Annotated in this window: 23 protein-coding genes; 9 read left to right on the top strand and 14 right to left on the bottom strand. The window is 72.6% G+C overall.

The window, feature by feature from the left end; translation table 11 throughout:
• Nucleotides 1-212: 212 nt before the first annotated feature.
• Complete coding sequence (locus AB0E96_RS18920; protein ID WP_359824861.1) at nucleotides 213-1,535, top strand: multidrug effflux MFS transporter; 1,323 nt, start codon at nucleotides 213-215, stop codon at nucleotides 1,533-1,535.
• A gap of 164 nt (nucleotides 1,536-1,699) precedes the next feature.
• On the opposite strand, the gene AB0E96_RS18925 is transcribed toward AB0E96_RS18920, so the two are convergent.
• From AB0E96_RS18925 to AB0E96_RS18965, 9 genes are all read right to left on the bottom strand, one after another.
• Nucleotides 1,700-3,757: a glycosyl hydrolase family 18 protein gene (locus AB0E96_RS18925; protein WP_359824863.1), complete on the bottom strand. Its 2,058-nt coding sequence runs from the start codon at nucleotides 3,755-3,757 to the stop codon at nucleotides 1,700-1,702.
• Nucleotides 3,758-4,347: 590 nt separating this feature from the next.
• Entirely contained in the window at nucleotides 4,348-4,926 is a 579-nt protein-coding gene (locus AB0E96_RS18930; RefSeq protein WP_359824865.1) for a hypothetical protein, read from the bottom strand.
• 206 nt (nucleotides 4,927-5,132) lie between these two features.
• On the bottom strand, nucleotides 5,133-6,071 hold the full coding sequence (locus AB0E96_RS18935; protein WP_359824868.1) for an ABC transporter substrate-binding protein: 939 nt from the start codon (nucleotides 6,069-6,071) through the stop codon (nucleotides 5,133-5,135).
• A 43-nt stretch (nucleotides 6,072-6,114) separates the two neighbouring features.
• Nucleotides 6,115-6,792 carry an ABC transporter permease subunit gene (locus AB0E96_RS18940; RefSeq protein WP_359824871.1) on the bottom strand — a complete coding sequence of 226 codons (678 nt, stop codon included), beginning with the start codon at nucleotides 6,790-6,792 and terminating at the stop codon, nucleotides 6,115-6,117.
• Nucleotides 6,789-7,457, bottom strand: coding sequence for an ABC transporter permease (locus tag AB0E96_RS18945; protein ID WP_359824872.1), 669 nt, complete (start codon nucleotides 7,455-7,457; stop codon nucleotides 6,789-6,791). Before AB0E96_RS18945 ends, AB0E96_RS18940 begins: the two co-directional genes overlap by 4 nt.
• Nucleotides 7,447-8,661 (bottom strand): ATP-binding cassette domain-containing protein, encoded by a 1,215-nt coding sequence (locus AB0E96_RS18950; protein ID WP_359824874.1) that lies wholly within the window; start codon nucleotides 8,659-8,661, stop codon nucleotides 7,447-7,449. Before AB0E96_RS18950 ends, AB0E96_RS18945 begins: the two co-directional genes overlap by 11 nt.
• Nucleotides 8,662-8,875: 214 nt before the next feature.
• On the bottom strand, nucleotides 8,876-9,262 hold the full coding sequence (locus AB0E96_RS18955; protein ID WP_359824876.1) for a rhodanese-like domain-containing protein: 387 nt from the start codon (nucleotides 9,260-9,262) through the stop codon (nucleotides 8,876-8,878).
• Nucleotides 9,256-9,852, bottom strand: coding sequence for a cysteine dioxygenase family protein (locus AB0E96_RS18960; RefSeq protein ID WP_359824878.1), 597 nt, complete (start codon nucleotides 9,850-9,852; stop codon nucleotides 9,256-9,258). The genes AB0E96_RS18955 and AB0E96_RS18960 overlap by 7 nt, the downstream gene beginning before the upstream one ends.
• 193 nt (nucleotides 9,853-10,045) lie before the next feature.
• Nucleotides 10,046-10,123, bottom strand: a complete 78-nt coding sequence (locus AB0E96_RS18965) for a putative leader peptide (RefSeq protein WP_107086570.1) — start codon at nucleotides 10,121-10,123, stop codon at nucleotides 10,046-10,048.
• 416 nt (nucleotides 10,124-10,539) lie between these two features.
• On the opposite strand from AB0E96_RS18965, the gene AB0E96_RS18970 reads away from it, so the two are divergent.
• From AB0E96_RS18970 to AB0E96_RS18985, 4 genes are all read left to right on the top strand, one after another.
• On the top strand, nucleotides 10,540-11,382 hold the full coding sequence (locus AB0E96_RS18970; RefSeq protein WP_359824881.1) for a nitrilase-related carbon-nitrogen hydrolase: 843 nt from the start codon (nucleotides 10,540-10,542) through the stop codon (nucleotides 11,380-11,382).
• An 11-nt stretch (nucleotides 11,383-11,393) separates the two neighbouring features.
• Entirely contained in the window at nucleotides 11,394-12,842 is a 1,449-nt protein-coding gene (gene hydA / locus AB0E96_RS18975) for a dihydropyrimidinase (protein WP_359824883.1), read from the top strand.
• A gap of 212 nt (nucleotides 12,843-13,054) precedes the next feature.
• The gene (locus tag AB0E96_RS18980; RefSeq protein ID WP_359824886.1) at nucleotides 13,055-14,068 is read left to right on the top strand and encodes a TIGR03842 family LLM class F420-dependent oxidoreductase; all 1,014 of its coding nucleotides are present in this window, start codon (nucleotides 13,055-13,057) and stop codon (nucleotides 14,066-14,068) included.
• Nucleotides 14,069-14,180: 112 nt separating this feature from the next.
• Nucleotides 14,181-15,755 carry an NCS1 family nucleobase:cation symporter-1 gene (locus AB0E96_RS18985; RefSeq protein WP_359824889.1) on the top strand — a complete coding sequence of 525 codons (1,575 nt, stop codon included), beginning with the start codon at nucleotides 14,181-14,183 and terminating at the stop codon, nucleotides 15,753-15,755.
• A 129-nt stretch (nucleotides 15,756-15,884) separates the two neighbouring features.
• Here AB0E96_RS18985 and AB0E96_RS18990 read toward each other — a convergent pair whose 3' ends face one another.
• A complete protein-coding gene (locus AB0E96_RS18990) occupies nucleotides 15,885-17,132 on the bottom strand; it encodes a glycosyltransferase (RefSeq protein ID WP_359824891.1) in 1,248 nt (415 codons plus the stop codon).
• A 186-nt stretch (nucleotides 17,133-17,318) separates the two neighbouring features.
• Between AB0E96_RS18990 and AB0E96_RS18995 the strand changes: the two genes are divergently transcribed.
• Both AB0E96_RS18995 and AB0E96_RS19000 read left to right on the top strand, forming a co-directional pair.
• Nucleotides 17,319-17,585: a GlsB/YeaQ/YmgE family stress response membrane protein gene (locus AB0E96_RS18995; protein WP_359824894.1), complete on the top strand. Its 267-nt coding sequence runs from the start codon at nucleotides 17,319-17,321 to the stop codon at nucleotides 17,583-17,585.
• Nucleotides 17,586-17,826: 241 nt separating this feature from the next.
• Nucleotides 17,827-18,093, top strand: coding sequence for a GlsB/YeaQ/YmgE family stress response membrane protein (locus AB0E96_RS19000; protein ID WP_359824896.1), 267 nt, complete (start codon nucleotides 17,827-17,829; stop codon nucleotides 18,091-18,093).
• 92 nt (nucleotides 18,094-18,185) lie between these two features.
• On the opposite strand, the gene AB0E96_RS19005 is transcribed toward AB0E96_RS19000, so the two are convergent.
• From AB0E96_RS19005 to AB0E96_RS19020, 4 genes are all read right to left on the bottom strand, one after another.
• Nucleotides 18,186-18,800, bottom strand: a complete 615-nt coding sequence (locus AB0E96_RS19005; protein WP_359824897.1) for a TetR/AcrR family transcriptional regulator — start codon at nucleotides 18,798-18,800, stop codon at nucleotides 18,186-18,188.
• A gap of 60 nt (nucleotides 18,801-18,860) precedes the next feature.
• Entirely contained in the window at nucleotides 18,861-19,874 is a 1,014-nt protein-coding gene (locus tag AB0E96_RS19010; protein ID WP_359824899.1) for an aldo/keto reductase, read from the bottom strand.
• A gap of 260 nt (nucleotides 19,875-20,134) precedes the next feature.
• A complete protein-coding gene (locus tag AB0E96_RS19015; RefSeq protein WP_359824901.1) occupies nucleotides 20,135-20,437 on the bottom strand; it encodes a GNAT family N-acetyltransferase in 303 nt (100 codons plus the stop codon).
• A gap of 49 nt (nucleotides 20,438-20,486) precedes the next feature.
• On the bottom strand, nucleotides 20,487-21,308 hold the full coding sequence (locus tag AB0E96_RS19020; RefSeq protein WP_359824903.1) for a hypothetical protein: 822 nt from the start codon (nucleotides 21,306-21,308) through the stop codon (nucleotides 20,487-20,489).
• 188 nt (nucleotides 21,309-21,496) lie between these two features.
• Here AB0E96_RS19020 and AB0E96_RS19025 point away from each other — a divergent pair, with 188 nt between their 5' ends.
• Nucleotides 21,497-22,897 (top strand): histidine kinase, encoded by a 1,401-nt coding sequence (locus AB0E96_RS19025; protein WP_359824906.1) that lies wholly within the window; start codon nucleotides 21,497-21,499, stop codon nucleotides 22,895-22,897.
• Nucleotides 22,894-23,553: a response regulator transcription factor gene (locus AB0E96_RS19030; protein WP_359824908.1), complete on the top strand. Its 660-nt coding sequence runs from the start codon at nucleotides 22,894-22,896 to the stop codon at nucleotides 23,551-23,553. The genes AB0E96_RS19025 and AB0E96_RS19030 overlap by 4 nt, the downstream gene beginning before the upstream one ends.
• Nucleotides 23,554-24,414 lie beyond the last annotated feature (861 nt).

Consider the following 24,414-nt stretch of genomic DNA (forward strand, 5'->3'; position numbering starts at 1 on the left):
GAAGCGCGAAGCTACACTGTGTCATATCTAGTGACACAGTGTGACGAAAGTGTCTTGCGTCGGGCGGGCCGGACACCCATGGTGGCGGTGCGCGAGCCGCCCGGACGCGCGCGCACGACCGGACAGCACGTACCCCCGCTGTCGGAACCGCGCCGTGCTGCGATAGGACGGAGCGCGAACGAACCCCACGTCACCCGCCCGCGAGGAGAACCATGCCCGGCCCGACCGTCGGCCGCACCAGCGACACGTCGACCGCTGCCGCCCCCACAGCCGCCCCCGGATCCGTCGCCGCACCCGCCCCCGGATCCGTTGCCGCACCCGCCGCCGGTCGGGCCCGTCCCGGCTGGGCCGTGATCGCCGCCCTCGGCGGCCTCACCGCGCTCGGCCCGCTCACCACCGACCTCTACCTGCCGGGTCTGCCCGCGATCGCCGAGGACCTGGTCGCCCAGCCGGCCGCCGTCCAGCTCACCCTGACGTTCTCGATGTTCGGGGTCGCGGCCGGGCAGCTGCTCTTCGGCCCGCTCAGTGACCGCTACGGGCGCCGCCCGCCGCTGCTCGCGGGGCTCGTCCTCTACACCCTGTCGAGCGTGGTGTGCGTCTTCGCGCCGAACCTGACCGTGCTGATCGCCGCCCGGTTCGTCCAGGGCGCGGCCGGCTCCGCCGGGCTGGTGATCGGACGCGCCGTCTCCCGGGACCGCTTCCAGGGCGTCGCGCTGCTGCGCTTCCTCGCCTCGATCGCCCTGATATCCGGGTTGGCGCCGATCCTCGCCCCGATCGTCGGCGCGCAGCTGATGCGGTTCACCTCGTGGCGCGGGACCTTCGGCGTCCTCACGGCGCTCGGACTGCTGCTCACCCTGGTCTCGTTCGGGGTGCTGCGCGAGACGCTGCCGCCGGAGACCAGGGACCGCGGCGGGGTGGGCGCGGCCCTGCGGACGATGGGGCGGCTGCTGCGCAACCTGCCGTTCCTGGGGTTGGCGCTGACCAGCTCCCTCGCGTTCGGGGCGCTGTTCGGCTACATCAGCGGGTCCTCGACGGTGCTCCAGCACGTGTACCAGGTCTCGCCGCAGACCTACAGCCTGCTGTTCGGGCTGAACTCGTTCTCGATCGTGGTGATGACCCAGGTGAACGGGCGGCTGCTGGCGCCGCGTTTCACGCAGCGGTCGCTGATGCTGGGCAGCCTCGCGGCGGCGGTCGCCGCCGGGGTGGCGCTGGTGCTGCTGACGACGGTGTGGGACTTCGGGCTGGCCGGGTTCTGCCCGCCGCTGTTCGTGATGATGGGCAGCCTGGGCGTGCTGCTGCCGAACACCGCCGCCCAGGCACTCGGTCTGGTCGAGCCGCAGGTGGCGGGTACGGCGTCGGCGTTGCTCGGGACGGGCAACTTCCTGTGCGGCGCGGTGGTCGCGCCGCTGAGCAGCCTCGGTGGTCAGCCGTCGGCGGTGCTGCTGGCGCTGGTGGTCCTGGTCTGCGGAGTGCTGGCGACGGTGGCGTACCTGGCGCTGTGCCGGCCGGAGCGGATGCGGATGGCGGGCATCTGACGGCGGGCGTCCGACAGCGGACAGAAGACGGATGACAGCTGACAGATTTCATCATCTGTCAGCTGTCATCCGTTGTTCGTCAGCCGTCAGCCGTCAGCCGTCAGCCGTCAGCCGTCAGGCGCCGGTCGTCAGCCGTCAGGCGTCAGTCGTCGCCCGAGGCGGAATCAGGCGATGGAGAAGTCGTCCCCGTACACGTTGCCCTGGCCGTACCAGCCGTGCAGGTACACGGAGACGGTGCCGTTGGCGCCGGTGGTGAAGGGGACGGACAGCTTGGTCCAGCCGGAGGAGCTGGTCCAGGCGCTGGCCGTGGCGCCGCCGCTGACACCGACGTAGGCGTAGTTGCCCTGCACCCAACCGCTCAGGGTGTAGCTGGTGTTGGGCTTCAGCGTGACGGTCTGCGCGCACTCGCCGGTCTGGCTGGCGGTGGCCGCGGCCTGGAGGGCCTTGCTGCCGGCGTGGACCGGGGTGGAGACCACGGCGCCGCCGCTCTGGCAGGTCCACGGGGCGAGGCTGCCGCTCTCCAGGTCACCGTTGACCAGGCCGGTCGTCGGTCCGCTCCCGGTGACGGTCAGCGTGTAGGACGCGATGTGGCTGCCGGAGGCCCCGGTGGCCTGGATGCCCAGCTGGTAGGTACCGGGAGTCGCGGCCGAGGTGGCGCTGATGTTGAGCGTGGCGCTGTTGCCGGCGGTGACGCTGCCGGGGGTGACGGTGGCGTTGATGCCGACGGTCGGGACGCTGATGACCGAGAAGTTGAGGTTCTGCGCCGAGCCCGCGGTGACCGCCGTCGTGATGGTGGCGGAGGTGGACGCGCCGACCGCGACCGTGCCGGAGGTCGGGTTCACGGCGACCGAGAAGTCGTTGCCGGGCTGGGTGCCGGTGACGTTCAGCGTGAAGGTGCTGGTGTGACTGCCGGAGGCCGCCGCGCCGGTGACGGTGATCGGGTAACTCCCGGGCGCCACCGAGGAGGTGGTGGAGATGTTGAGCGTGGCGCTGCTGCCGGCGGTGACGCTGCCGGGGGTGACGGTGGCGGTGACGCCGGCCGGGGCGCCGCTGACCGTGAGGTTGACGCTCTGCGCCGAGCCCGCCGTCACGGCCGTCGCGACGGTGGCCGAGGTGGACGAACCGGCCGCGACCGTGGCGGAGTTGGGGCTGACCGACACCGAGAAGTCGTTGTTCACCGTCGAGCCGCTGGTGAACGGCGAGAAGATGTGGGTGAAGTCCCAGGTGTTCTGGGCGATCCCGGAGCAGTTGTCGTTGCCGGCCGTGCCCGGGCAGCCGCCGTTGTCGCGCTGGAGCGCCCAGAAGGAAAGCGTGTTGATGCCCTTGGAGACCGCCCAGTTGTACACGGTGGTGGCGTTGGCCACGGTGAACGTCTCGGCCGGGCCGAAGTCGTCGACACCGATCATCTCGGTGATCCCGATCGAACCCCACAGCTGGGCCGGGGTCTTGGACGGGTAGAGCTTGGCGAGCTGGTTGTAGAGGCCCTGCGCGGAGGTCTGGGTGTCGGCCGCCATGTCGTGGGCGGCGTTGTCGTAGTAGTCGAAGGTCATCATGTTGACGACGTCGATCCGCGCGTTGTTGCTGACCGCGTTCTTCAGCACCGCGAGCCCGCTGCTGGCCAGCCCGGAGGTGGTGGTGGGCAGCGTGTAGGAGAACTGGATGTTCCGCCCGTTGGCGGCGGCCCAGTCCTGCACGATCTTGATCGCCTTGTTGCGGCGGTCGATCCCGGCGGTGTTGGTCAGGGAGTTGTCCTCGATGTCGAGGTCGATCCGGCTGACGTCGTAGGTGGTGATCACGTTCTGGAACGCGGCCGCGATCTGGTTGACATCGGTGCAGCTGTCGGCGATCTCGGTGCCGGTGTTGTCGGCGGTGTAGCCGCCGAAGGACGGGATGACGTCCCCGCCGTTGGCGCGGATCGTCGCGATGTCGGCGCCGAAGGCGGAGGAGGACACCGGCTTCGAGGAGTCGCCGTTCCAGTACGGCGTGCAGGAGCCCTTCGTGGCGGCCTGGAGGAACGCCATGGTCAGGTGCTTGGCGCCGGACTGCGCGGCGAGCTGGGCCGGGCTCTGACCGGTCCAGGACTCGAAGTAAGGGGCGAAGACCCGGCTGGGAAGCGGGGTGGCGGCCTGGGCGGAGCTCGTCCCGGCGGCGACCAGACCGGCCGAGGCGGCCAGCGTGGCGCAGGCCGTCAAGACGGCCTGGACTGTTCGGCGGAGGCGCATGGATTCTCCAACAGACTTGGTGGGGCAGGACGTTGGGGATCTTCGGCCGGTCCGGGCAGGCGGCCGTGTGGGGTCGGCCGGGGACCCGGGACCGGGTCGGATATCGGGAGTGCGGGCGTGCGAAGGCCCACCGACTCGCGTGGACGCGGGCGGCGTGCGGATGCGCGCGCCGTACGGAGCGGGGGTGGATCGGAACATGGCAGGGCAGTGCCTCAGCCGCCGGTGGTCACACCCCCACAGTGCATCCCGGTCGGATCGACATGCTTATGTTTGGACTAGACCACTGGTCTGTCAAGAGACCTAACAGTTCGTCAGCATACGGCCCGCTGGTGGAAGGGGCGCGTGGCCGGCGGAGGAGGGCGGGGCGGCGCGCGGGCCCCGTCGGGGTGGGCGCCGGAAACGAGAAGACCGTGGCCGCGCACCCGGAAAGGGGCGCGGCCACGGCGGCCCGGCGCTCAGGACACCGGGCAGTTCATGGTGCCGTCGATCCGTCGATCCGTCGATCCGTCGATCCGTCGATCCGCGGGCCGGGTCGGCGGGCCTGCGAACGAGCGGGCCGGGTCGGCGGGCCTGTGGGCCCGCGGGAGGGATCAGCGGGACGGCGGGCAGAGTGTGGCGAGCAGCGCCTCGTTGATCTTCGCGGCGGTGTCCGGTCCGAAGCCCTTCGGGTGGTCGGCCGAGGTGAAGCGCTGGTCGGCCAGCTCGGCCAACTTCTGCTTGTCCTTGGGGAACTGGTAGATCGACTGGCACTGGTTGCGGGCCCGATCCACGGCTTGGTCCGGCTTGCCGCCGACGATGGCCGGGTCGATCGCGTCCAGCGCGGAGACCAGCTTGGCCGTCAGGTCGCTCCCCGGTTTGGCCGGCAGCCCGGCGTCGGCGGGCGGGGCGGGCTTGGCCGGTGCGGGGGCTCCCGGGGTGCCGGCGTCGGGGGCAGGGGCGTCGGTGGCACCGTCGGCCGTGGGGGCGGCGGTCGGCGCGGCCGAGTCCGGCGCCGGTGCCGCGGGCGTGGTGGCGGCGCCGGAGGGAGCCGCGGTGGCGGCCGTGGAGGAGGAGGCGGGGGAGCCGGCCGCGGAGGTGGCCTTGCCCGAGCCCGATCCGGAGCTGGAGCAGGCAGCGAGGCTCACCGCGGCGAGTGCCGTGAGGGTGGCGGCGAGGAGTCGAGTGCGCATGGCGCCCAAGACTGTCATGTTCGCGGCGCGAAAGGGAAGGCCCCTCCGGCGGCCGGAAGAGGATCCGACGAGGGCCCGAAGAGGGGTCGGAAACGGCGGACGGCGGCCCGGAGGAGCTTCCTCCGAGCCGCCGAGCCGGGCCGCGCCGAGTCGCCGAGCCGCGCCGCCGAGCCGAGCCGGGCCGCGTCGCCGAGCCGGGCCGCAGGTCAGCCGAGGCCGTTGGACTTCAGCCAGTCCTTGGCGACCGCCGACGGGTCCTCCTTGTCCACCGACACCCGCTTCATCAGCGCCATCAGCCCGGCCGTGTCGAGCTTGGCCGACACGGCGTTGAGCGCCGCCGTCGCGGTCGCGTCCACGCCCGCCTTGTACACCAGGGGGGTGACGTTCTGGGCACCGAAGATGTTCTTCGGGTCGGCCAGCGGGACGAGCTTGTACTGGGCGATCTTCGGGTCGGTGGTGAACACGTTGCCGACCTGGATGCTGCCGTCCTTGAGCGCGTTCGCGGTGGCGTCGCCGGTGGGCTTCCACTCCTTGAAGGTCAGCCCGTAGACGTCCTTGAGCTGCTGCTCGCGGCGGCTCTTGAACTCCGGCGGCCCGCCGATGGTGAACTCGCCGGCCTTGGCGGCGAGGTCCGCGATGCTCTTGATGTTGTCCTTGTCGGAGGTCTCCTGGGTGACGCTGAGCGAGTCCTTGTCCTCGGCCGGGGAGGAGTCGAGGATGCCCAGCGGGGCGGGCAGCGTCTTGGCGAGCGCCGCGTCGACGTCCTGGGTGGTGACGGCGGTGGACTTGGCGTCCAGGTAGGCGAGCAGCGAGCCGTTGTACTCCGGCAGGACGGTCAGGTTGCCGCTCTGCAACTGCCCGTAGAGCACCTCGCGGCTGCCGATGTTGAACTTCTCCTGGACCTTGACGCCCTTGGCCTTGAGCGCCTGCGAGTAGATCGACCCCAGCAGGACGTTCTCCGGGAAGTTCGCCGAGCCGACCACCACGGTCGATCCGGAGCCGCCCGCGCCGCCCGCCGGGGCCGAGGCGCTCGCACCCCCGTCCAGCGGGTTGCCGCCGGAGGAGCCGCAGGCGGTGGCGCCGAGGGCGAGCGCGGCGAGGGTGCCGAGCACGACGACGCGACGGCTTCGGTTGATTGTCGACATGGTGACAGATTTCCTTCCGGAACGGAACGGGAGGGGAGACGGGTCAGTGGGGCCGCTGCTGGGCGCGCACCCCGGGCGGGAGCGCGAACCGGGCGAGCAGAGCGAAGAACAGCTGGGCGGCGACCGCGAGCAGCACCACCAGCAGGGCGCCGCCCACGGTCACGGCGTACTGGCGGGTCGCCAGCCCGTCGATGACGTAGCGGCCGAGGCCGCCCAGCCCGACGTAGGCCGCCACCGTGGCGGTCGCGATCACCTGCACGGTCGCGGTGCGGAAACCCGCGAGCAGGGTCGGTGCGGCCGAGGGCAGGCAGACCTGCCGCAGCACCTGGGGGTGGGTCAGCCCGATGCCGCGCGCGGCGTCCCGGACGTCCGGGTCGGTGCCGCGCACCCCCTCGACTGCGGCCACCAGCAGCGGCGGCGCGGCGAGCGCGACCAGCGGGATCAGTACGGCGGTGTCGCCGACCCCGGCGAGCAACACCGCCAGCGTCACCAGCCCGAGGGTGGGCAGGGCGCGGGCCGCGCCCGCGAGCGCGGTCACCACGGTGACGCCGCGCCCGGTGTAGCCGATCAGCAGCCCGAGCGGCACGGCCAGCAGCGCCGCGAACAGCAGGGCCTCGCCGGAGAACAGCAGGTGCTCGGAGACCCGGTGCACGATCGAGTCCGGCCCGCTGCGGTGCTCCGGGGAGGTGAAGAAGTCGCTCAGCCAGTTCCACCAGTTCACGAACCGGCCCCCTTCTCCCGGACGGCCCAGGGCGCCAGCAGCCGCCGGGCGGCCACCAGCACCACGTCGACGGCCAGTGCGAGGACGGCGATCAGCACGATGCCGGCCACGATCGGGGTCGGGAAGGTGCGCTGGAAGCCGTCGACGAACAGGTAGCCGAGCCCGCCGCGGCCGACCAGCGCGCCGACGCTGGCCAGCGAGATGCTGGACACCGCCGCCACCCGCAGCCCGGCGATCAGGTACGGCACGGCGGCGGGCAGCTCGACCGAGGCCAGCCGGTGCCACGGCCCGTACCCCATCGCGGTGGCGGCCTGCCGGACGGCGTCCGGGACGGCGCGCAGCCCGTCCACGGTGGTCGGCAGCAGTACGGCGAGGGCGTAGAACGTGAGCGGAATCATCACGGTCGCCTGGGTGGCGAGGCCGGTGTACGGGATCAGTACCACGAACACGGCCAGCGAGGGCAGCGCGTAGACGATGTTGAACACGGCGGAGAGCGGCTGGTAGAGCCGGGGATAGCGGGCGCAGGCGAGGCCGAGCGGGACGGCCAGCAGCAGGCCGATGAGCACGGGGACGAGGGCGATCAGGGCGTGGTCGGCGAGCAGGTTGCCGAGGTAGCCGAGGTGGTCGCCGATCCAGTACCAGCGGACGATCGGTTCATCGTCCACCGTCGGCTCCGTCCGTGTCGCTCGTTCCGTCGGTGCCGCCCGTTTCGTCCGTGCCGCTCGTTCCGTCGGTGCCGCCGGTGCTGCCGGTGGTGCCGGTGCCGCCCAAGCCCTTGGTGCCGCTCGTGCCCGTGATGCCGGTGGTACCGCTGGTACCGGCGGCTCCGCTCCAGCCGTCGGGCCGCAGTGCGGCGAGGACGGCCTCGCGGCTCGCGGTGCCGGTGACCCGGCCGTCGGCGTCCAGCGCGACCGCGACCCCGGAGGGGGAGAGCACGGCGGCGTCCAGGGCGGTGCGCAGGGTGTCGGCGTCCGGACGGAATCCGGCCGCCGGCTGCAGTTCGGCGGTGACGGCGTCGCGGTCGATCCAGCCGATCGGGCGCCGATCGTCGTCCACGGCCAACTCCCAGCCCCCGTAACGGAGTCCGTCGGCCACCGGGCGGAGCGTGACGGTGCTCGCGGGGCGCAGGCCGAGGCCCCGAAGGCCCCGGTCGCGCCCGAGGAAGGCGGCCACGTCCTCGTCGGCGGGCGTGGTGAGCAGGGTGTGCGGGTCGGCCAGCTGGGCGATCCGGCCGTGCTCGCGGAGCACCACCACCTGGTCGCCGAGCCGGACGGCCTCCTCGATGTCGTGGGTGACGAACAGCACGGTCTTGTGCAGCTCGGACTGGAGCCGCAGCAGTTCCTCCTGGAGCCCGGCCCGCACCACCGGGTCGACGGCGCTGAACGGCTCGTCCATCAGCAGGACCGGCGGGTCGGCGGCCAGCGCGCGCGCCACGCCGACCCGCTGCTGCTGGCCGCCGGACAGCTGGAACGGGTACCGCTTGGCGGTCTCGGGCGCGAGCCCGACCAGTTCGAGCAGTTCGGCGGCGCGGGCGCGGGCCTTCTTGCGGTCCCAGCCGAGCAGGTAGGGGACGGTGGCGATGTTGTCGATCACCTTGCGGTGCGGGAAGAGTCCGGCCTGCTGGATCACGTACCCGATGCCGCGGCGCAGCTTGGCGGGTTCCAGGTCCGCGACGTCGGTGTCGTCCAGCAGGACCCGGCCCGAGGTGGGCTCGACCATCCGGTTGACCATGCGCAGCAGGGTGGTCTTTCCGCAGCCGGAGGGTCCGACCAGGACGGTTATCCGACCGGTCGGGACCTCCAGGTCCAGGCCCTCGACCGCGACGGTGCCGTCGGGGTGGCGCTTTCCCGCGCCCTCGAATCTGATCACGTGGAGTTTCCTCGTCAGGGCGCCCCGGGGAGGCGGCGCCTGGGTCGTTCGGTCGTTCGGTCGGGTCGTTCGATGGCGGCGGTTTCAAGCGCCCGGGCGTACTTCCGCCCGCGTGGCTGCCCAGCTTTGGACCGGCGGAAACTCTGATCAGACTATGACCTGCATCATCTCCTGTCCTTGATTTACCGCCCCGGCACGCGGTGCGACTGTGGTCTCAGCCGCCCTGACGGGTCGGCAGACCGGAGGCCGCCCAGGCGACGAAACCGCCGTCCAGATCGGTCGCCCGGTGAAGTCCGAGCTCGCGCAGGGAAGCGGCGGCCAGGCTGGAGGCGTAGCCCTCGGAGCAGACCACGATCACCTCGACGTCGTAGCCCGAGGCCTCGGGGATCCGGTGACTGCCCGTCGGATCGAGCCTCCACTCCAGCACGTTGCGCTCGATGATCAGTGAGCCGGGGATCTCCCCCTCGGCGGCCCGCTGCGCCGCCGGACGGATGTCCACCAGCAGCGCTCCGTCCACCTGGGACTGGTAGGCCTCGCGGGCTCGCGGTCGGTGGACGCCCTCCCGGGCCCGCTCCACCAGGTCGTCGATCGTGGTCACCACTGTTCCGGTCCTTCCTCGGAGGTGCGGACGAGCCCGCCGGCCCGCAGGTCGTAGTGCGCCATCGAACTCAGCGGCGGCGAGTAGGCGTGCAGCGTGACGGCGGGGCCGACGGCGGTGTTGCGCACGTCGTGCACGTACTCGGGGCCGAAGGCGCGGGTGGTGCCGGCCGGCACCCGGCGGATCAGCAGGCCCTGCTCGGGCCCGCCGAGGGACAGCTCCTCCAACTCGCCGAGGGCGACGGTGAAGGCGCCGCGCGAGCCGCCGTGGTCGTGGAAGCCGGTGGACTGACCGGGCAGCCAGCTGATCAGCCACACCTCGTGGTCCTCGTCCGCGGCCAGGCGACGGTACCAGCGCTCCTCGGTGGAGAGGCGGACGTGGTGGATCCACTGTTCGGGCCGCTCGGCCAGCTCGCGGACGATGGTCCGCAGGGTGCTCGGGGTGAGCGGCGCCGGAGTGTCCCCGGCGGGTGGCGTCGGTGGTGGCTCGGGGGCGCTCGCCGGCCTCACCGCGTCGCTGCCGGTGGCGGTGGCGGTGGCGGTGCCGGTGGCTGTGGTGGCCGTGTCGGGGCTGATGCTCGGGCTCGGGCTCATGAGGGCGTCCTCGGGTGCGGCGGGAACGTCGGTGGAAGCGCCCGGTGTCCGGCGGCGGACGGGCGCGGGCCGGCGGAGCGGCCCGGCACGCGCGGGTGCGCCGGGGCGGGGGCGGGATCAGGACTGCGGGTACGGGTGCGCGGCCTGGGCCCTGGCAGACGTCACAGGGCGGGACCGGCGGGGGAGATCAAGGTCAACAGGCACAGATGGAACTCGCCTGGCGTCGCAGATCGACGTGCAGGCGGCAAACCAGAGTGGCGCCGGAGTCCATGCGCCGGATCCTTCCCGAGCGAACCGGAGGAAGTCAAGCCGGGTCGACGGCGGCGGGCGCCCGTCGGGGTGACCGTCGGGTGCGCGTCCAGGGCGCCCGCTTTCACCCCGAACGCGTAAGAGAGCGACTCCCGGGGTAGATCAGCTTCTCATCCCACCCGGGGACCTCGCCCCAAGGACCGCGCCCCGGGACCGCAACCCGGGGCCGCCCGCGTGTCCGCGCAACGAGATCGCCCGAGACGTGTTTCCGCCGACGTATTGTCAGGCCACCGAGGCCGGCCCTACCGTCTAAAGATCGCTTTCTACGCACGTAGACTCTGCGGTTCCCCGAGCGGACCCGCAGACGAGACCCGCCCCGTCAACCCTCAGACCGCGGGTCCGACCGCCAGGCCGGGCCGCGGAGTTGCGGAGGTACCCATGTCGCAGATCGTCCGTGCCGCGCTCGTCCAGACCCGCTGGACCGGTGACCAGGAGAGCATGATCGCCCTCCACGAGCGGTACGCCCGAGAGGCCGCCGCCCAGGGAGCGAAGATCATCGGCTTCCAGGAGGTCTTCAACTCCCCGTACTTCTGTCAGGTCCAGGAGGCCGAGCACTACCGCTGGGCCGAGGCCGTCCCCGACGGCCCGACCGTGCGCCGGATGCGGGACCTCGCCCGCGAACTCGGACTGGTGATGGTCGTCCCGGTCTACGAGGAGGAGCAGACCGGCGTCTACTACAACACCGCCGCCGTCATCGACGCCGACGGCAGCTACCTCGGCAAGTACCGCAAGCACCACATCCCGCAGGTCAAGGGCTTCTGGGAGAAGTACTACTTCAAGCCCGGAAACCTCGGCTGGCCCGTGTTCGACACCGCCGTCGGCAAGGTCGGCGTCTACATCTGCTACGACCGCCACTTCCCCGAGGGCTGGCGCGCCCTGGGCCTGGCCGGCGCGCAGATCGTCTACAACCCCTCCGCGACCAGCCGCGGACTGTCCGGCTACCTCTGGCAGCTCGAACAGCCCGCGGCCGCCGTCGCCAACGAGTACTTCGTCGCCGCGATCAACCGCGTCGGCACCGAGGAGTACGGCGACAACGACTTCTACGGCACCTCCTACTTCGTGGACCCGCGCGGCCAGTTCGTCGGCGACGTCGCCTCCGACAAGGAGGAGGAGCTCGTCGTCCGCGACCTCGACCTCGGCCTGATCGAAGATGTCCGCCAGCAGTGGGCGTTCTACCGCGACCGCCGCCCCGACGCCTACGGACCGCTCGCCGAGGCGTGAGGAGCAGCGAGATGACCACCAGCGAGGTGAGTGCCACCCGCGACCCGCACCGGCGCACCGTCGTCCGCGGCGGCCTCGTCATCACCGCCACCGAGGAACTCCACGCCGACGTCCTGATCGAGGGCGAGCGCGTCGCCGCCCTCGCCGCCACCGGCAGCTCCGCCGCCGAGGCCTGGACCGCCGACACCGTCATCGACGCCACCGGCCACTACGTCATCCCGGGCGGCGTCGACGCCCACACCCACATGGAGCTGCCGTTCGGCGGCACCGCGGCCTCCGACACCTTCGAGACCGGCACCCGGGCCGCCGCCTGGGGCGGCACCACCACCATCGTGGACTTCGCCGTCCAGCCGGTCGGCGGCTCGCTGCGCGAGGGACTGGACGCGTGGCACGCCAAGGCCGAGGGCAACTGCGCCGTCGACTACGCCTTCCACACCATCGTCTCCGACGTCAACGACGCCGTGCTGAAGGAGATGGACGCCCTCGTGGACTCCGGCGAGTCCACCTCCTTCAAGCTCTTCATGGCCTACCCCGGCGTCTTCTACAGCGACGACGGCCGCATCCTGCGGGCCATGCAGCGCGGCGCCGCCAACGGCGGGCTGATCATGATGCACGCGGAGAACGGCATCGCCATCGACGTCCTGGTCGAACAGGCGCTCGCCGCCGGCCGGACCGCGCCCCGCTACCACGGCGAGGTCCGCCGCGAACTGCTGGAGGCCGAGGCCACCCACCGGGCGATCAAGCTCGCCCAGGTGGCCGGCAGCCCGCTCTACGTGGTGCACGTCTCCGCGGCCGCCGCGCTCGCGGAACTCACCCGGGCCCGGGACGCCGGCCTCAACGTCTTCGGCGAGACCTGCCCGCAGTACCTCTTCCTCTCCACCGACAACCTCGCCGAGGAGGGCGCCGACGGCTTCGAGGGCGCCAAGTACGTGTGCAGCACGCCGCTCAGGCCGCGCGAGCACCAGGAGGCGCTCTGGCGCGGGCTGCGGACCAACGACCTCCAGGTCGTCTCCACCGACCACTGCCCGTTCTGCTTCGTCGGCCAGAAGGAGCTGGGCCGGGGCGACTTCTCGAAGATCCCCAACGGCCTGCCGGGCGTGGAGAACCGGATGGACCTGCTCCACCAGGCCGTGGTGGACGGGCACATCAGCAGACGCCGCTGGGTCGAGATCGCCTGCACCACGCCGGCCCGGATGTTCGGCCTGCACCCGCGCAAGGGCACCATCGCGCCGGGCGCCGACGCCGACCTGGTGGTCTACGATCCGGCCGCGGTGCAGACCGTCTCCGCCGCGACCCACCACATGAACGTGGACTACTCGGCCTACGAGGGCCGCCGACTCACCGGCCGGGCACGGACGGTGATGTCGCGTGGCACCGTCGTGCTGGACGACGGCCACTGGCTCGGCCGGGCCGGCCACGGGACCTTCCTACGCCGGGACACCTGCCAGTACCTGGTCTGACCCTCCTCCCGCTGCACGCACCCTCCGCTCATCGCCGTCCGCCTGCCGCCGCCCGGTCGCCGTTCGTCCTCCGCTCGCCTTTCGCTCGGTGGTCACGCGGTCGTGGTTCGGTCGCCGCCCGGTCGCTGCCCGGGCACCGCTCGCGGTGCCCGCCGCTCCGTGCCGACCGGCGACCGGGTCGCGGCGTACAAATCCCCTACCTGGAGCCCCTCATGGACATCGGCCTCGTCCTCCAGACCGACCCGCCCGCCCGGCTGCTCATCGACCGGATGATCCGCGCCGAACGGGCCGGGTTCAGCCACGGCTGGACCTTCGACTCCTGCGTGCTGTGGCAGGAGCCCTTCGTCGTCTACAGCCGGATCCTCGCCGAGACCGAGCGGATGACCGTGGGGCCGATGGTCACCAACCCCTCCACCCGCACCTGGGAGGTGACCGCCTCCACGTTCGCCACGCTCAACGACATGTACGGCAACCGGAGCGTCTGCGGCATCGGCCGCGGCGACTCGGCGATGAGGGTCGCCGGACGGCGCCCCGCCACCCTCGCCCGGCTCTCCGAAGCCATGTACGCCATCAAGGAGTTGGCCGAGGGGCGCACCGCCGAGGTGGACGGCACCGAGATGCGCCTGCCGTGGGTCCGGGCCGGCGCCTCCCTGCCGATCTGGATGGGGGCCTACGGCCCCAAGGCGTTGAACCTGACCGGACGTCAGGCCGACGGATTCATCCTGCAGTTGGCCGACCCCTACCTCACCGAGTTCATGGTCAAGGCGGTGCGGTCCGCCGCCGTCGAGGCCGGCCGGGACCCGGAGTCCGTCACGATCTGCGTCGCCGCCCCGGCCTACGTCACCGCCGACGACTCGCCCGAGGCGCTCGCCCACGCCCGGGAGCAGTGCCGCTGGTTCGGAGGGATGGTCGGCAACCACGTGGCCGACCTGGTCAGCCACTACGGTGAGCACTCGAACCTGGTGCCGGAGGCGCTCACCGACTACATCAAGGACCGCCAAGGCTACGACTACAGCCACCACGGGCGGGCCGGCAACCCGGACACGGCCTTCGTCCCGGACGGGATCGTCGACCGCTTCTGCCTGATCGGACCGGCGGAGGTCCAGCGGAACCGGCTCGCGGAGCTCCGCTCGCTCGGCGTCGACCAGTTCGCCGTCTACGCCATGCACGACGCCATCGAGTCCACCATCGACGCGTACGGGACGGACGTCATCCCGCACCTGTGACACCCGTGCCTGTGAAACCCGCGCCTGTGACACCCGCGCCTGTGAAACCTGTGTCGGCGAAACCGACCTGAGCTCAGCCGCGGGATCCGCTCGCGGCGGACGGGAGTTGCCCATGCCCGACACCGCGACCAGCGGCGGCAGACAGTGGTACCACCCCGACGGCCGGGTCGAACTCGACCCGGCCGCCGGGGAACTGCCCCCCAACGGCTTCACGAGCGACGACCTGCGGCCGGTCCCGGTGGCGCGACGCACCTGGACCACGTACAACTTCCTCGCCCTCTGGGTCGGCATGGCCCACAACATCCCGTCCTGGACGCTGGCTTCGGGTCTGGTCACGCTCGGCATGGACTGGAAGCAGGCGGTGCTGACGATCGCGCTCGCCAACCTCGTCGTGCTGGTCCCGATGCTGCTCACCGGTCATGCCGGCACCAGGTACGGCATCCCGTTCCCGGTCTTCGCCCGTGCCTCCTTCGGGCTGCGCGGCGCCAATCTGCCCGCCCTGCTGCGGGCGGCGGTGGCCTGCGCCTGGTTCGGCATCCAGACCTGGATCGGCGGGGAGGGCATCTTCCTGCTGGCGGGCAAGCTGTTCGGCGAATCCTGGCGCACGGCCGGTGAGTTCGGCGGCTACCCGTGGACGCAGTGGCTCTCGTTCCTGCTGTTCTGGCTGATCGAGATGGCCATCATCGCGCGGGGAATGGAGGCGCTGCGGCGGTTCGAGAACTGGGCGGCACCGTTCGTCATCGTCGGTGCGCTCGCGTTGCTGGTGTGGATCACCGTCAAGGCGGGCGGGCTCGGGCCGCTGCTCGACCAGCCGTCCAGGCTTGGGTGGGGCAGCGGCTTCTGGCAGGTCTTCTTCCCGGCCCTGATGGGCATGATCGGGTTCTGGTCCACGCTCTCGTTGAACATCCCCGACTTCACCCGCTTCGGGGGCAGCCAGCGGGCCCAGATCCGCGGGCAGGCGCTGGGCCTGCCGACCACGATGACGCTCTTCGCGTTCCTGTCCGTGCTGGTCACCTCGGGCTCCGAGGCGGTCTACGGGGTGCCGGTGTGGGATCCGATCCAGCTGGCCGCCAAGATGGAGAACCCGGTCGGCATCCTGTTCGCGCTGCTGACCGTGCTGGTGGCGACGCTGTCGGTGAACATCGCCGCCAACGTCGTCTCGCCCGCGTACGACCTCGCGAACCTGCTGCCCCGCTTCGTCACCTTCCGGACCGGTGCGTTGATCACCGGGGTGGTCGGGATCGTGATCTTCCCGTGGCGGCTGATCTCCGATCCGCACGTGTACATCTACACCTGGCTGGGCGTGGTCGGTGGTCTGCTCGGTACGGTCGGCGGGGTGCTGATCTCCGACTACTGGGTGCTGCGCCGCACCCGTCTCCGACTCGCCGAGCTCTACCGCCCCGGGGGCGCGTACTGGTACGCGGCGGGGTGGAACTGGCGGGCCGTTGCGGCGCTGCTGGTCGGTGGCGTACTGGCCGTCGGCGGCTCGTACTCGACCGTCGCCGCCGGCGGCGCGCAACAGGGGCCGTTCCCGGCGGACGGCCTGATCCCCGCCCTCAAGCCGCTCGCCGACTACGGCTGGGCCGTCGGTCTGACGTCGGCGGCCGTGGTGTACCTGGGGCTGAGCGCGGTGTTCGGGAGGGGCGCGGGGGCGGAGGGGGAGGGGGAGGGGGAGAGGGAGGGCTGACGGGAGGGCGGGTGACAGATGACAGATTTCGAAATCTGTTATCTGTTATCTGTCTGCCGTCGGTTGTTCGCTGTCCGTTGCTCGCCGTCGGCTGTCACCCTTCCGCCCCGTCACCCGTCACCCGCCCCGTCACCCGGCCGCTGCCGCCGCCCGGTCCACGGCGGCGAGGACCTTCGCCGTGCCGTCCTCGGCGGCCAGGGCGGCGGCGACGGCCTGGGCGCGGGTGCGGTAGCGGGGGTCGTCGAGGGTCTGGAGGATGGCGGTGGCGAGGCGGGCGGGAGTGAGGGCGCGCAGGGAAACGGGGCCCGGGGAGACGCCGAGTCGTGCCAGCCGGGCGGACCAGAACGGTGCGTCGAGTTGGGCCGGCACGGGAACGGCGGGGGTGCCGGAGCGGAGGGCGGCGGCCGTGGTGCCGGCGCCCGCGTGGTGGACCACGGCGGCGGTTCGGGGGAAGAGCCAGTCGTGCGGGGTGTCGCCGATGGTCAGGACGGAGTCCGAGTCCTCGGCGGCCAGTTCGCTCCATCCCGACTGGAGGAGGAGGCGCACCCGGGCGGCGCGGGCGGCGGCGAGGACGGTCGTGGTGAGCCGCTCGGGGTCGGGGACGACCAGGCTGCCGAAGCCGACGAAGACGGGCGGCGGCCCGGCGGCGAGGAAGTCGAGCAGCCGGGCCGGGGGCTGCCACGCCGTCCGGTCGGTCGGCCACCAGTAGCCCGCCACGTCCAGCCGGGGGTGCCAGTCAGCGGGCCGGGGGACCACCAGCGGTGAGAAACCGTGCAGGACTGGAGAGCTGCGCCGGGCCCGGGAGATGCCGAGGGGCGACAGGCCGAGCCGGCGGCGCAGCCGGCGGACGGCAGGGACGAACAGCTGGTCGGTCGCGGCCTGGACGGCGTGTCCCGCCAGCAGGTTGCCGGCCCGGCCGAGCGGGCGGGAGCCGGTGACGGCGGGCGCGAACTCCCGGGTGGGAGCCAGGGGTTGGAGGTAGAGCCCGATGCTGGGGATGCCCGCGGCCTCGGCAGCGACCTGGCCGAGCGCGGTGGTGGTGCTGGTGGTCAGCAGCAGATCGGTGCCGAGCGCCGTGGCGTCCGCGATGCCGTCGCCGAGTGCCGGCATGAACCTCCGGCCGAGTCGTAGGAGTTGGAGGACGGAGGCCGGTCCGCTGCCGGCCCGTAGCAGGCGTCGGCCCTGGGCGGAGGCGAGTTCGGCGCGCGGATCGACCGGCAGCGGCCGGAACTCCAGTCCGGCGGCCCGCACCGACTCGGCGAAGGTGCCGTGGGTGGCGACGGCCACCTGATGCCCGGCTGCCTGCAGACGGGCACCGAGCCCGGTGAACGGGGCGACGTCCCCCCGGGAGCCGGCGGTGGCGATCAGGATGCGCATGGCCGCAGTATTTCGGCGTCGGCCGCCCACCGGAAGGGCGCCACGCGCGGCGGCCGCGCGGGCGGTCCGGCGCCGTCGGCCGGACCGGGGGAGCGGCGGGCGGAACCGTTCGGCGCCGGGCGGCGTCCTTGCGGGCAGAGCGGACGGGACGGGGCCCGTCGGGCCTCGGACGGGAGGGGATGACGGATGAGCATCGTTGCGTGGATCGTACTGGGCCTGCTCGCGGGTGGGCTGGCCAAGCTGTTGCTGCCGGGGAAGGACCCGGGCGGCCTGATCGTGACCACCCTGATCGGCATCGCCGGTTCCTTCGTCGGCGGTTGGATCGCGTCGCACTTCCTGCACCGTTCGGTCACCGCGCACTTCTTCGACGCGGCGACCTGGGTGTCCGCGATCGGCGGTGCCCTGGTGCTGCTGATCATCTACCGGCTGCTGTTCGGCAACTCGCGCCGCTGACCTGGTCGTTCGGGGTGGCCGGGGCGTCCGGCCAGGCCCGGACGCCCGCCGGGGAGGCGGCCCGCCGCGCCGCGAGGGTGCTCCGCCGTCCGGTGACGGCAGCGCGCGGACCGCAGTGCGCGGACGGCCGGTTCGGACCGGTCCTGCCGGGCACAGGAACGGTGCGGGGCCCTCGTACGTCCTTCCGGTCGGACCCGGAGGCTCGGCAGGGTCGTCACATCGATGACGCAAGGGGCGGCGGATGAGCTGGATGGCGTGGATCGTGCTGGGCCTGGTGTCGGGGACGCTGGCCAGGATGGCGATGTCGCGGGGGGAACGCGGCCTGATCGGCAGCACGCTGATCGGCATCACCGGCTCCTACATCGGCACCTGGATCGTCTCGCACTGGATGCACGGGACGGTGAAGCTGGGCTTCCTCGATGTCGCGACCTGGGTGTCGGCGATCGGCGGCGCGATGGTCCTGCTCCTCGCCTACAAGGTGTTCCGTTTCATCACCACCCGGCGCTGACCGGCGGGCTCCGGCGTGCCTGGCATCAGGCGCGCCGGAGCCCCGGTCGTCGAGCACCCCGGTCGTCGAGTGCCCCGGTCACCGGCCGGTGGTCACTTCGCCTTCAGACCGCCGAGGACGAGCTTCCAGACGGCCTCGAACCGGTCGTCGATCCCGGGGGTGGACCAGGTCGACGCGTAGGCCGGGTCGTGGAACGGGCCGGTGGCGTCGAAGACGGCGCGGGCGGTGTTGCGGATGTGCGCGAGCCTGAACTCCCTGCCGTCCTTGGCCTCCTTGCCGCCCTTGCCCTCCATTCCGTCCTGGACGATCTGGGCGATCTGGCCGACCAGGGTGTCGACGTGGGCGTCCACCAGGCCGCTGTTCTCCTCGACCAGCACCATGTAGGTGGCGAACAGCTCCGGGTCGTCCAGTGCCTTCTTCCGCTTGGCCGCGAACAGCGTCCTCAGCCAGCGGTGCAGCCGGTCGGCGGCCGGGCTGCCCTCGTTGGAGATCTCCGCCAGCTCGTAGTGCGCCTGGTCGAGCCAGCGCTGGGTGACGGCCTCGCGCAGCGCGGCCTTGCTGGGGAAGTGGCGGTAGACGCTGCTGTGGCTGACCCCGAGGATGCGTGCGACGTCCACGACGGTGGCCTTGGCCGGGCCGAACCGCCGGAGGACGTCCTCCGCCGCGATCAGGATCTGCTCGGCGGTGAGTGTGGTGTCCGTGGTCACGGGGAGGTCCGTCCTTAGGTCGTGCGGTCGGGTCGTGCGGCGATGGCGCCGGTGGTGCGGTCAGTGCTCGCTGTCCAGGTGGGCCATCTGTGCGGCAGCGTACCGGTCACCGGCGGCGGAGCCGGCGGGAACGGCGGCCTCGACGGCGGCGAGATCGGCCTCGGTCAGCGTGACGTCGAGTGCGCCGAGGGCCTCGGCCAGACGGTCCCGGCGGCGGGCGCCGACCAGCGGGACGACGTCCTGCCCGCGCGAGGCGACCCAGGCGATGGCGACCTGGGCGACGGTCGCGCCCCGGGCCGTGGCGATCCCGCGCAGGGCCTCTACCAGCGCCAGGTTGTGGTCCAGGTTCTCGCCCTGGAAGCGCGGGCTGTGGCCGCGGAGGTCGGTGCCGGTGAGGGCGCGGTCCCGACCCCAGTGGCCGCTGAGCAGGCCGCGGGAGAGCACGCCGTACGCGGTGACGCCGATGCCGAGCTCACGGGCGGTGGGCAGGACGGAGGCCTCGATCGAGCGGGACAGCAGCGAGTACTCGATCTGGAGGTCGCTGATCGGGTGGACCGCGGCGGCCCGGCGCATGGTGTCGGCGCTGACCTCGGAGAGCCCGATGTGGCGGACGTGGCCGGCCTTCACCAGGTCGGCGATGGCGCCGACGGTCTCCTCGATCGGGACGTCCGGGTCCAGACGGGCCGGGCGGTACACGTCGACGTGGTCGGTGCGCAGGCGGCGCAGGGTGTAGGCGAGCGCGGTCTTGGTGGCGGCGGGGCTCGCGTCGTAGCCGAGCCACTGGCCGTCGGGGGTGCGCTGGGCGCCGAACTTCACGCTGATCTGCACGCTCTCGCGGTCGCGGCCGCGCAGTGCCTCGTGGATCAGCAGCTCGTTGTGGCCCATGCCGTAGAAGTCGCCGGTGTCGAGGAGGGTGATCCCGGCGTCGAGCGCGGCGTGGATGGTGGCGATGCTCTCGGCCTCGTCGGCCGGGCCGTACAGGTCGGACATGCCCATGCAGCCGAGGCCGAGGGCAGAGGTGACCGGCCCGGTGGTGCCCAGGGTGCGCCGGGCGGGGCGGGTGTGCGTGGACACGGGTACTCCAAGGGCAGTAGGTGCCCCTTGCCGGGAGACAGGGGCAGGGTGACCCGAGTGCCACTGTGGCACGACAGCGAACAGATTTCAAAATCTGTTCGCTGTCGGCTGTTATCTGAAAGTTGAAATCTGTCGATTGTCATTTGTTCGGACAGGTGCAGGCGCGGGCGCGGGCGCAGCTACGGGCGCGGGTACGGGCGCTGGCGCGGGGCCTGCCGGGTGTCGGGCCGGGCCGGGCGCGGAGCCGGCCCGGCGGGCGCTCAGTCGGCGACCTGGCTGCGGTTCTCGTACGCGAGGTCGGTGTACTCGGGGTGGCGGAGCATCCAGCCCTTGATGAAGGGGCAGGTGGCCAGCACGGACAGGCCGCGGGCGCGGGCGTCGTCCAGGGCGGCGCGGGCCAGCGCGCTGCCGACGCCCCGGCCCTCGAAGGCGGGCTCGACCACGGTGTGCGGGTAGACCACCAGCCGGTCGCTGCGCAGGTACTCGGCGAAGCCCACCGGCTTTCCGTCCTCCCAGGCCTCGAAGCGGTTCTGGGCTTCCACGTCACGTACCGAGACGGTCATCGCGGCTCCTCACTGCCGGAGAGTCGGAGCCGGGCCCGGCCCCGGTCCATCATCGAGCGACCGGGGCCGCCCCGCCCGCCGGCTCGACGGCCGGGTTCCCGGCCGGCGTCCAGGTCTCGCGCCCGCCCGGCGCCCGCAGCAGGTGGGCGCGGGCCGGCGGCATGTTGCGCCACACCGTGCGCTCGCCGAGCCCGTACGCCTCCTCGAACCGCCGCAGCAGCCGCACCACCGACCGGTGGCGGGCGCCCCGCCGGGGGCCGGCGGTGAGGGTGCGCGCGGTCGTCGTGCCGAGGTACCCGAAGTACGTCAGCTCGCCGCCCGGCGCCAGCAGCCGCAGGTAGAGGTCGAGGAGGTCGCGCACCTGCGGGGGCTCGAAGTTGGTGAACGGCAACCCGGACACGATCACGTCGTACCGCTGCGCGGACCCCTCCGGCAGAGCCCCTTCCGGCAGGGCCCCTTCCGGCGCCGGTGGGCGACACTCCGGCAGCTCCTCGACCCGGCAGGCCGACAACCGCAGCCCGACCCCCGGGTGGCGCGCGGCGAGGACCGGGTCCTCCCGAAGCCGTTCGGCGAACCGCGGGTTGGCCTCGACGACGTGCAAGCGGTCGCCGGTCCGGAGCACCCGGGCCAGCCGGCGGGTCACCACGCCGGTGCCGGCGCCGACCTCCAGCACCGAGATCGGACGGTTCGGGCGGCTGGTGACCGGCACCACCAGCGCGTTCACCAGCTCCGGACCGCTGGGGGCCAGAGCGCCGGTGTCGTGGAAGGTGCGCAGGGCCTCGGCGAGGAACAGCAGGTGGTCCCCGCCGACGGGCGAACCGTACCGGGCTGAAGGGGAGTCAGGGTGGCGGTGGTGCCTCTCGTCGGTCATGCCGTCGACGCTAGGCAGGGCGGAGCGGCCGCGAATCGGCCGCTCAGCGGCGCCGACCCCTGACGAAAGTCGAGGGTGCGGATAGCCGGAAGACAGAGGCGGCCCGCGGCCGAGCGCCCCTAGCATCGAGCCCGAAGCAACCGACGGCGAACGGGCAGGGACCGAGAAGAGCGGGGAAGGAGGAACGCATGCGCAGGAGCGTGCTCGGTTGGTACGGGCCGGACCGCCGGGCCGGGACGGACACGTTGCTGCTGCTCGGCCTGCTCGGACTGGCCGTCGAGGAGGCCCTGGTCCAGTGGGTGCGCCACGACGGTCCGTGGCGCGTGCCGCGCACGATCGTCGCCGCGCTCGCGTCGCTCTCACTCTTCCTCGCCCGCCGCCACCCGGTGGCCTCGGCGGTGCTGCCGGTGCTCATCGGAGGGCTGTTCAACCGGGCCTTCCCCGGCCTGTTCAGCGTCTTCCACCTCGCCTACCTCGGCCGGACCGGTCCGGCGACGGCCGGCGGCGCCGTCATCGCCGTGGTGAGCGCGGCGGGTGCGGACTCGCTGGTCGACTGGGCGGGCACCACCGGGTCGCAACTCCTGGTCCAGGCGGCCACCCTGGCGGTCGGGCTCTGGCTGCACGGCAGAAGGGTGCTGATCCGCACCCTGCACGAGCAGGTCGACGCGCTGCGCCGCGAGCGGGAGCTGCGCGCCGAACAGGCCCGGGCCGCCGAACGCGCCAGGGTCGCCCGGGAGATGCACGACGTGTTGGCCCACCGGCTCAGCCTCCTGGTGCTGCACGCCGGCGTGCTGCGCGACCAGGCCAGGGCCGGCACCGTCGCCGCCGATCCCGACCGGCTCACCCACCGCCTCGAGCTGCTGCGCACCACCGCGGCCCGCTCGCTCGACGACCTGCGCGACGTCCTGGGCGCCTTGCGGGCCGAGCCGCCGGACCCGCCCGCCGCGGGAGCCGAGCCGTCCGTGCCCGCCGGAGCCGGGTCCGTCCCGGCGCCCGCCCTACGGGACCTCACCGAGCTCGTCGGCGAGGCGACCCAGGCCGGTCAGCGGGTCGAACTCGCCCTCTCGGGAGACCCGGAGACCGTTCCGACCACCCACCGGCTGGCCGTGCACCGACTGGTCCAGGAGGCGCTGACGAACGCCCGCAAGTACGCACACACCGCCCCCGTCACCGTCCGCGTCGGCTACGGTGCGCCGGCGACGACGGTGGAGGTCCGCAACGGCCCGGGCACCGCGTTGCCGGACGGGCCGGACAGCGGCGGCGGGTACGGGCTGGTGGGGCTGGCCGAACGGGTCGATGCCCTCGGTGGCCACCTCGACGCCGGTCCGGACGGTGGCGGCGGCTTCCGGCTCTCCGCCCGGTTACCCGCGCCGGACCGCCGGCCGGGAGGAACATGGCAGCCGCAGGACGGGGTGCGGGGGAGACAAGGGACACAGGGGATACAAGAGGCAGAAGGAGCGCTGGGGGCGCCGGGGGTGTACCGGCCGGAGCCGTCGACGCGACCGAAGCAGCCGTGGGTGACGAAGGAACGGAAGCCGTCGAAGCTCCCGGAGCAAGAACCGAAGCCGCAGCCGAAGGACACCGCATGATCCGAACAATGGTGGTCGACGACGACGCACTGGTCCGCCTCGGCCTGGTCGACCTGCTCGCCCAGGACCCGGCGCTCACCGTGGTGGCCGAGGCTGCCGACGGGCTGCAGGCCGTCGAACTCGCCGGCCGCCACCGCATCGACGTCGCACTGATGGACATCCGGATGCCCCGGCTCGACGGGATCGCCGCCACCCGCCGGCTGCGCGAACTCCCCGACGGTCCGCGGGTCATCGCCCTCACCACCTTCGACCTGGACGAGTACGTGTACCAGGCACTCGCGGCCGGGGCGGACGGCTTCCTGCTGAAGGACACCCCTCCCACGGAGATCGCCAGGGCCGTCCACGTCGTCGCGGGCGGTCAGGGGATGCTGCACCCGGCGGCCGCGCGGCGGCTGATCGAGCGCTACCACCGCGTCGGGGCGCCCCGGTCGGTGGCCGCCCGCAGCCGGGTCGCCGGGCTCACCCCACGGGAGACGGACGTGCTGCGCGAACTGGCCGACGGGCTCTCGAACGCCGAGATCGCCGGCGTGCTCGGGATGCGGGAGAGCACCGTCAAGGCGCACGTCAGCCGGATCCTGAGCGGGCTCGGAGTCGGCAACCGGGTCCAGGCGGCGCTGCTCGCGCGCGACGCGGGGTTGGTGGGCGACGCCGGCTGAGCGCGGACGACGGAGACGGCCATGCCCGAGGCCCAGACGCCGGCCCGCTGCGCCCCGGGTGCGGTCGCTGCGCTCCTCGGGTAGGGCCCGCTCCCACCCGAGGGCGGCAGTCGAGGCGCGCCGGGGCTCGGAGGGGCACATCGGGGCACGGCACCCTCCGGTGTTCACACGGGCGTTCCCCGGACTTTCCCGTGGAGTCGGGGCCGGTGCCTGACCGAGCTTCCCTGAGCCGCCGCGTGCTCCCGGTTCGTATCGCATGCTGAGCGGCTGTCACCCATCCGGCGTGGAAAAGCCGTGCCTTGGCCGTTTGCGCTGCCGAACTCGGGCGGCGGGTCCATGGTGGAGATGGGCGCGATCCGGCGACCGCGTCCGCGCGCCGATCCAGGCCCGCGCGCCGAGCGCCCGCGCCGAATGCGGACGGGCAACCTCCGAAGCGGGGCCCGATATCGGCACGCTGGGAACAGGGCCACCTCGCAGGAAACCGAACGGTTCTTCTAGGCTCACATCTCGGCTTCCCTGCGGCAGTGCGGCCACTGCGCCCGCTGCCAGGAAGCCGCCGTCCACGGGGTCCCGGGCGGACCGGGGCCACCGGATCGAGCGAGGAGGACGCACATGCCAAGCACGCCGACCAGCCGTTCCACCGTACTTGGGCCAGACGGGCCGGTTCGGTGGACCGCTCACCATCCCGGTCGGCCGGTGCGGTCCGGCCGTGCCTGCTACCCGGGCGGGAGCGGTCGGCCGGTCCGGCCGCTCTATACCGGCGGCGGCCGCGGAGGCGAGCGTTGAGTCCCCAGACCGTCGGGCGGAGGTGTAGAAGCCCTGCCCGCCGTAGTAGGTCGTCCACCAGTCCTGTGCGGTGGT

This window comes from Kitasatospora sp. NPDC036755 (assembly GCF_040636595.1).
GTDB lineage: Bacteria > Actinomycetota > Actinomycetes > Streptomycetales > Streptomycetaceae > Kitasatospora.

What these genes read in the sequence shown, in the direction of transcription:
- AB0E96_RS19015 (WP_359824901.1), bottom strand. Translation starts at nt 20,437, where the DNA reads ATGACCGTCTCGGTACGTGACGTGGAAGCCCAGAACCGCTTCGAGGCC.
- AB0E96_RS18980 (WP_359824886.1), top strand. Translation starts at nt 13,055, where the DNA reads ATGGACATCGGCCTCGTCCTCCAGACCGACCCGCCCGCCCGGCTGCTC.
- AB0E96_RS18965 (WP_107086570.1), bottom strand. Translation starts at nt 10,123, where the DNA reads ATGGACTCCGGCGCCACTCTGGTTTGCCGCCTGCACGTCGATCTGCGA.
- AB0E96_RS18925 (WP_359824863.1), bottom strand. Translation starts at nt 3,757, where the DNA reads ATGCGCCTCCGCCGAACAGTCCAGGCCGTCTTGACGGCCTGCGCCACG.
- AB0E96_RS18930 (WP_359824865.1), bottom strand. Translation starts at nt 4,926, where the DNA reads ATGCGCACTCGACTCCTCGCCGCCACCCTCACGGCACTCGCCGCGGTG.
- AB0E96_RS18990 (WP_359824891.1), bottom strand. Translation starts at nt 17,132, where the DNA reads ATGCGCATCCTGATCGCCACCGCCGGCTCCCGGGGGGACGTCGCCCCG.
- AB0E96_RS18920 (WP_359824861.1), top strand. Translation starts at nt 213, where the DNA reads ATGCCCGGCCCGACCGTCGGCCGCACCAGCGACACGTCGACCGCTGCC.
- AB0E96_RS19030 (WP_359824908.1), top strand. Translation starts at nt 22,894, where the DNA reads ATGATCCGAACAATGGTGGTCGACGACGACGCACTGGTCCGCCTCGGC.
- hydA (WP_359824883.1), top strand. Translation starts at nt 11,394, where the DNA reads ATGACCACCAGCGAGGTGAGTGCCACCCGCGACCCGCACCGGCGCACC.
- AB0E96_RS18960 (WP_359824878.1), bottom strand. Translation starts at nt 9,852, where the DNA reads ATGAGCCCGAGCCCGAGCATCAGCCCCGACACGGCCACCACAGCCACC.
- AB0E96_RS18985 (WP_359824889.1), top strand. Translation starts at nt 14,181, where the DNA reads ATGCCCGACACCGCGACCAGCGGCGGCAGACAGTGGTACCACCCCGAC.
- AB0E96_RS18995 (WP_359824894.1), top strand. Translation starts at nt 17,319, where the DNA reads ATGAGCATCGTTGCGTGGATCGTACTGGGCCTGCTCGCGGGTGGGCTG.
- AB0E96_RS19000 (WP_359824896.1), top strand. Translation starts at nt 17,827, where the DNA reads ATGAGCTGGATGGCGTGGATCGTGCTGGGCCTGGTGTCGGGGACGCTG.
- AB0E96_RS18970 (WP_359824881.1), top strand. Translation starts at nt 10,540, where the DNA reads ATGTCGCAGATCGTCCGTGCCGCGCTCGTCCAGACCCGCTGGACCGGT.
- AB0E96_RS19020 (WP_359824903.1), bottom strand. Translation starts at nt 21,308, where the DNA reads ATGACCGACGAGAGGCACCACCGCCACCCTGACTCCCCTTCAGCCCGG.
- AB0E96_RS19025 (WP_359824906.1), top strand. Translation starts at nt 21,497, where the DNA reads ATGCGCAGGAGCGTGCTCGGTTGGTACGGGCCGGACCGCCGGGCCGGG.
- AB0E96_RS18935 (WP_359824868.1), bottom strand. Translation starts at nt 6,071, where the DNA reads ATGTCGACAATCAACCGAAGCCGTCGCGTCGTCGTGCTCGGCACCCTC.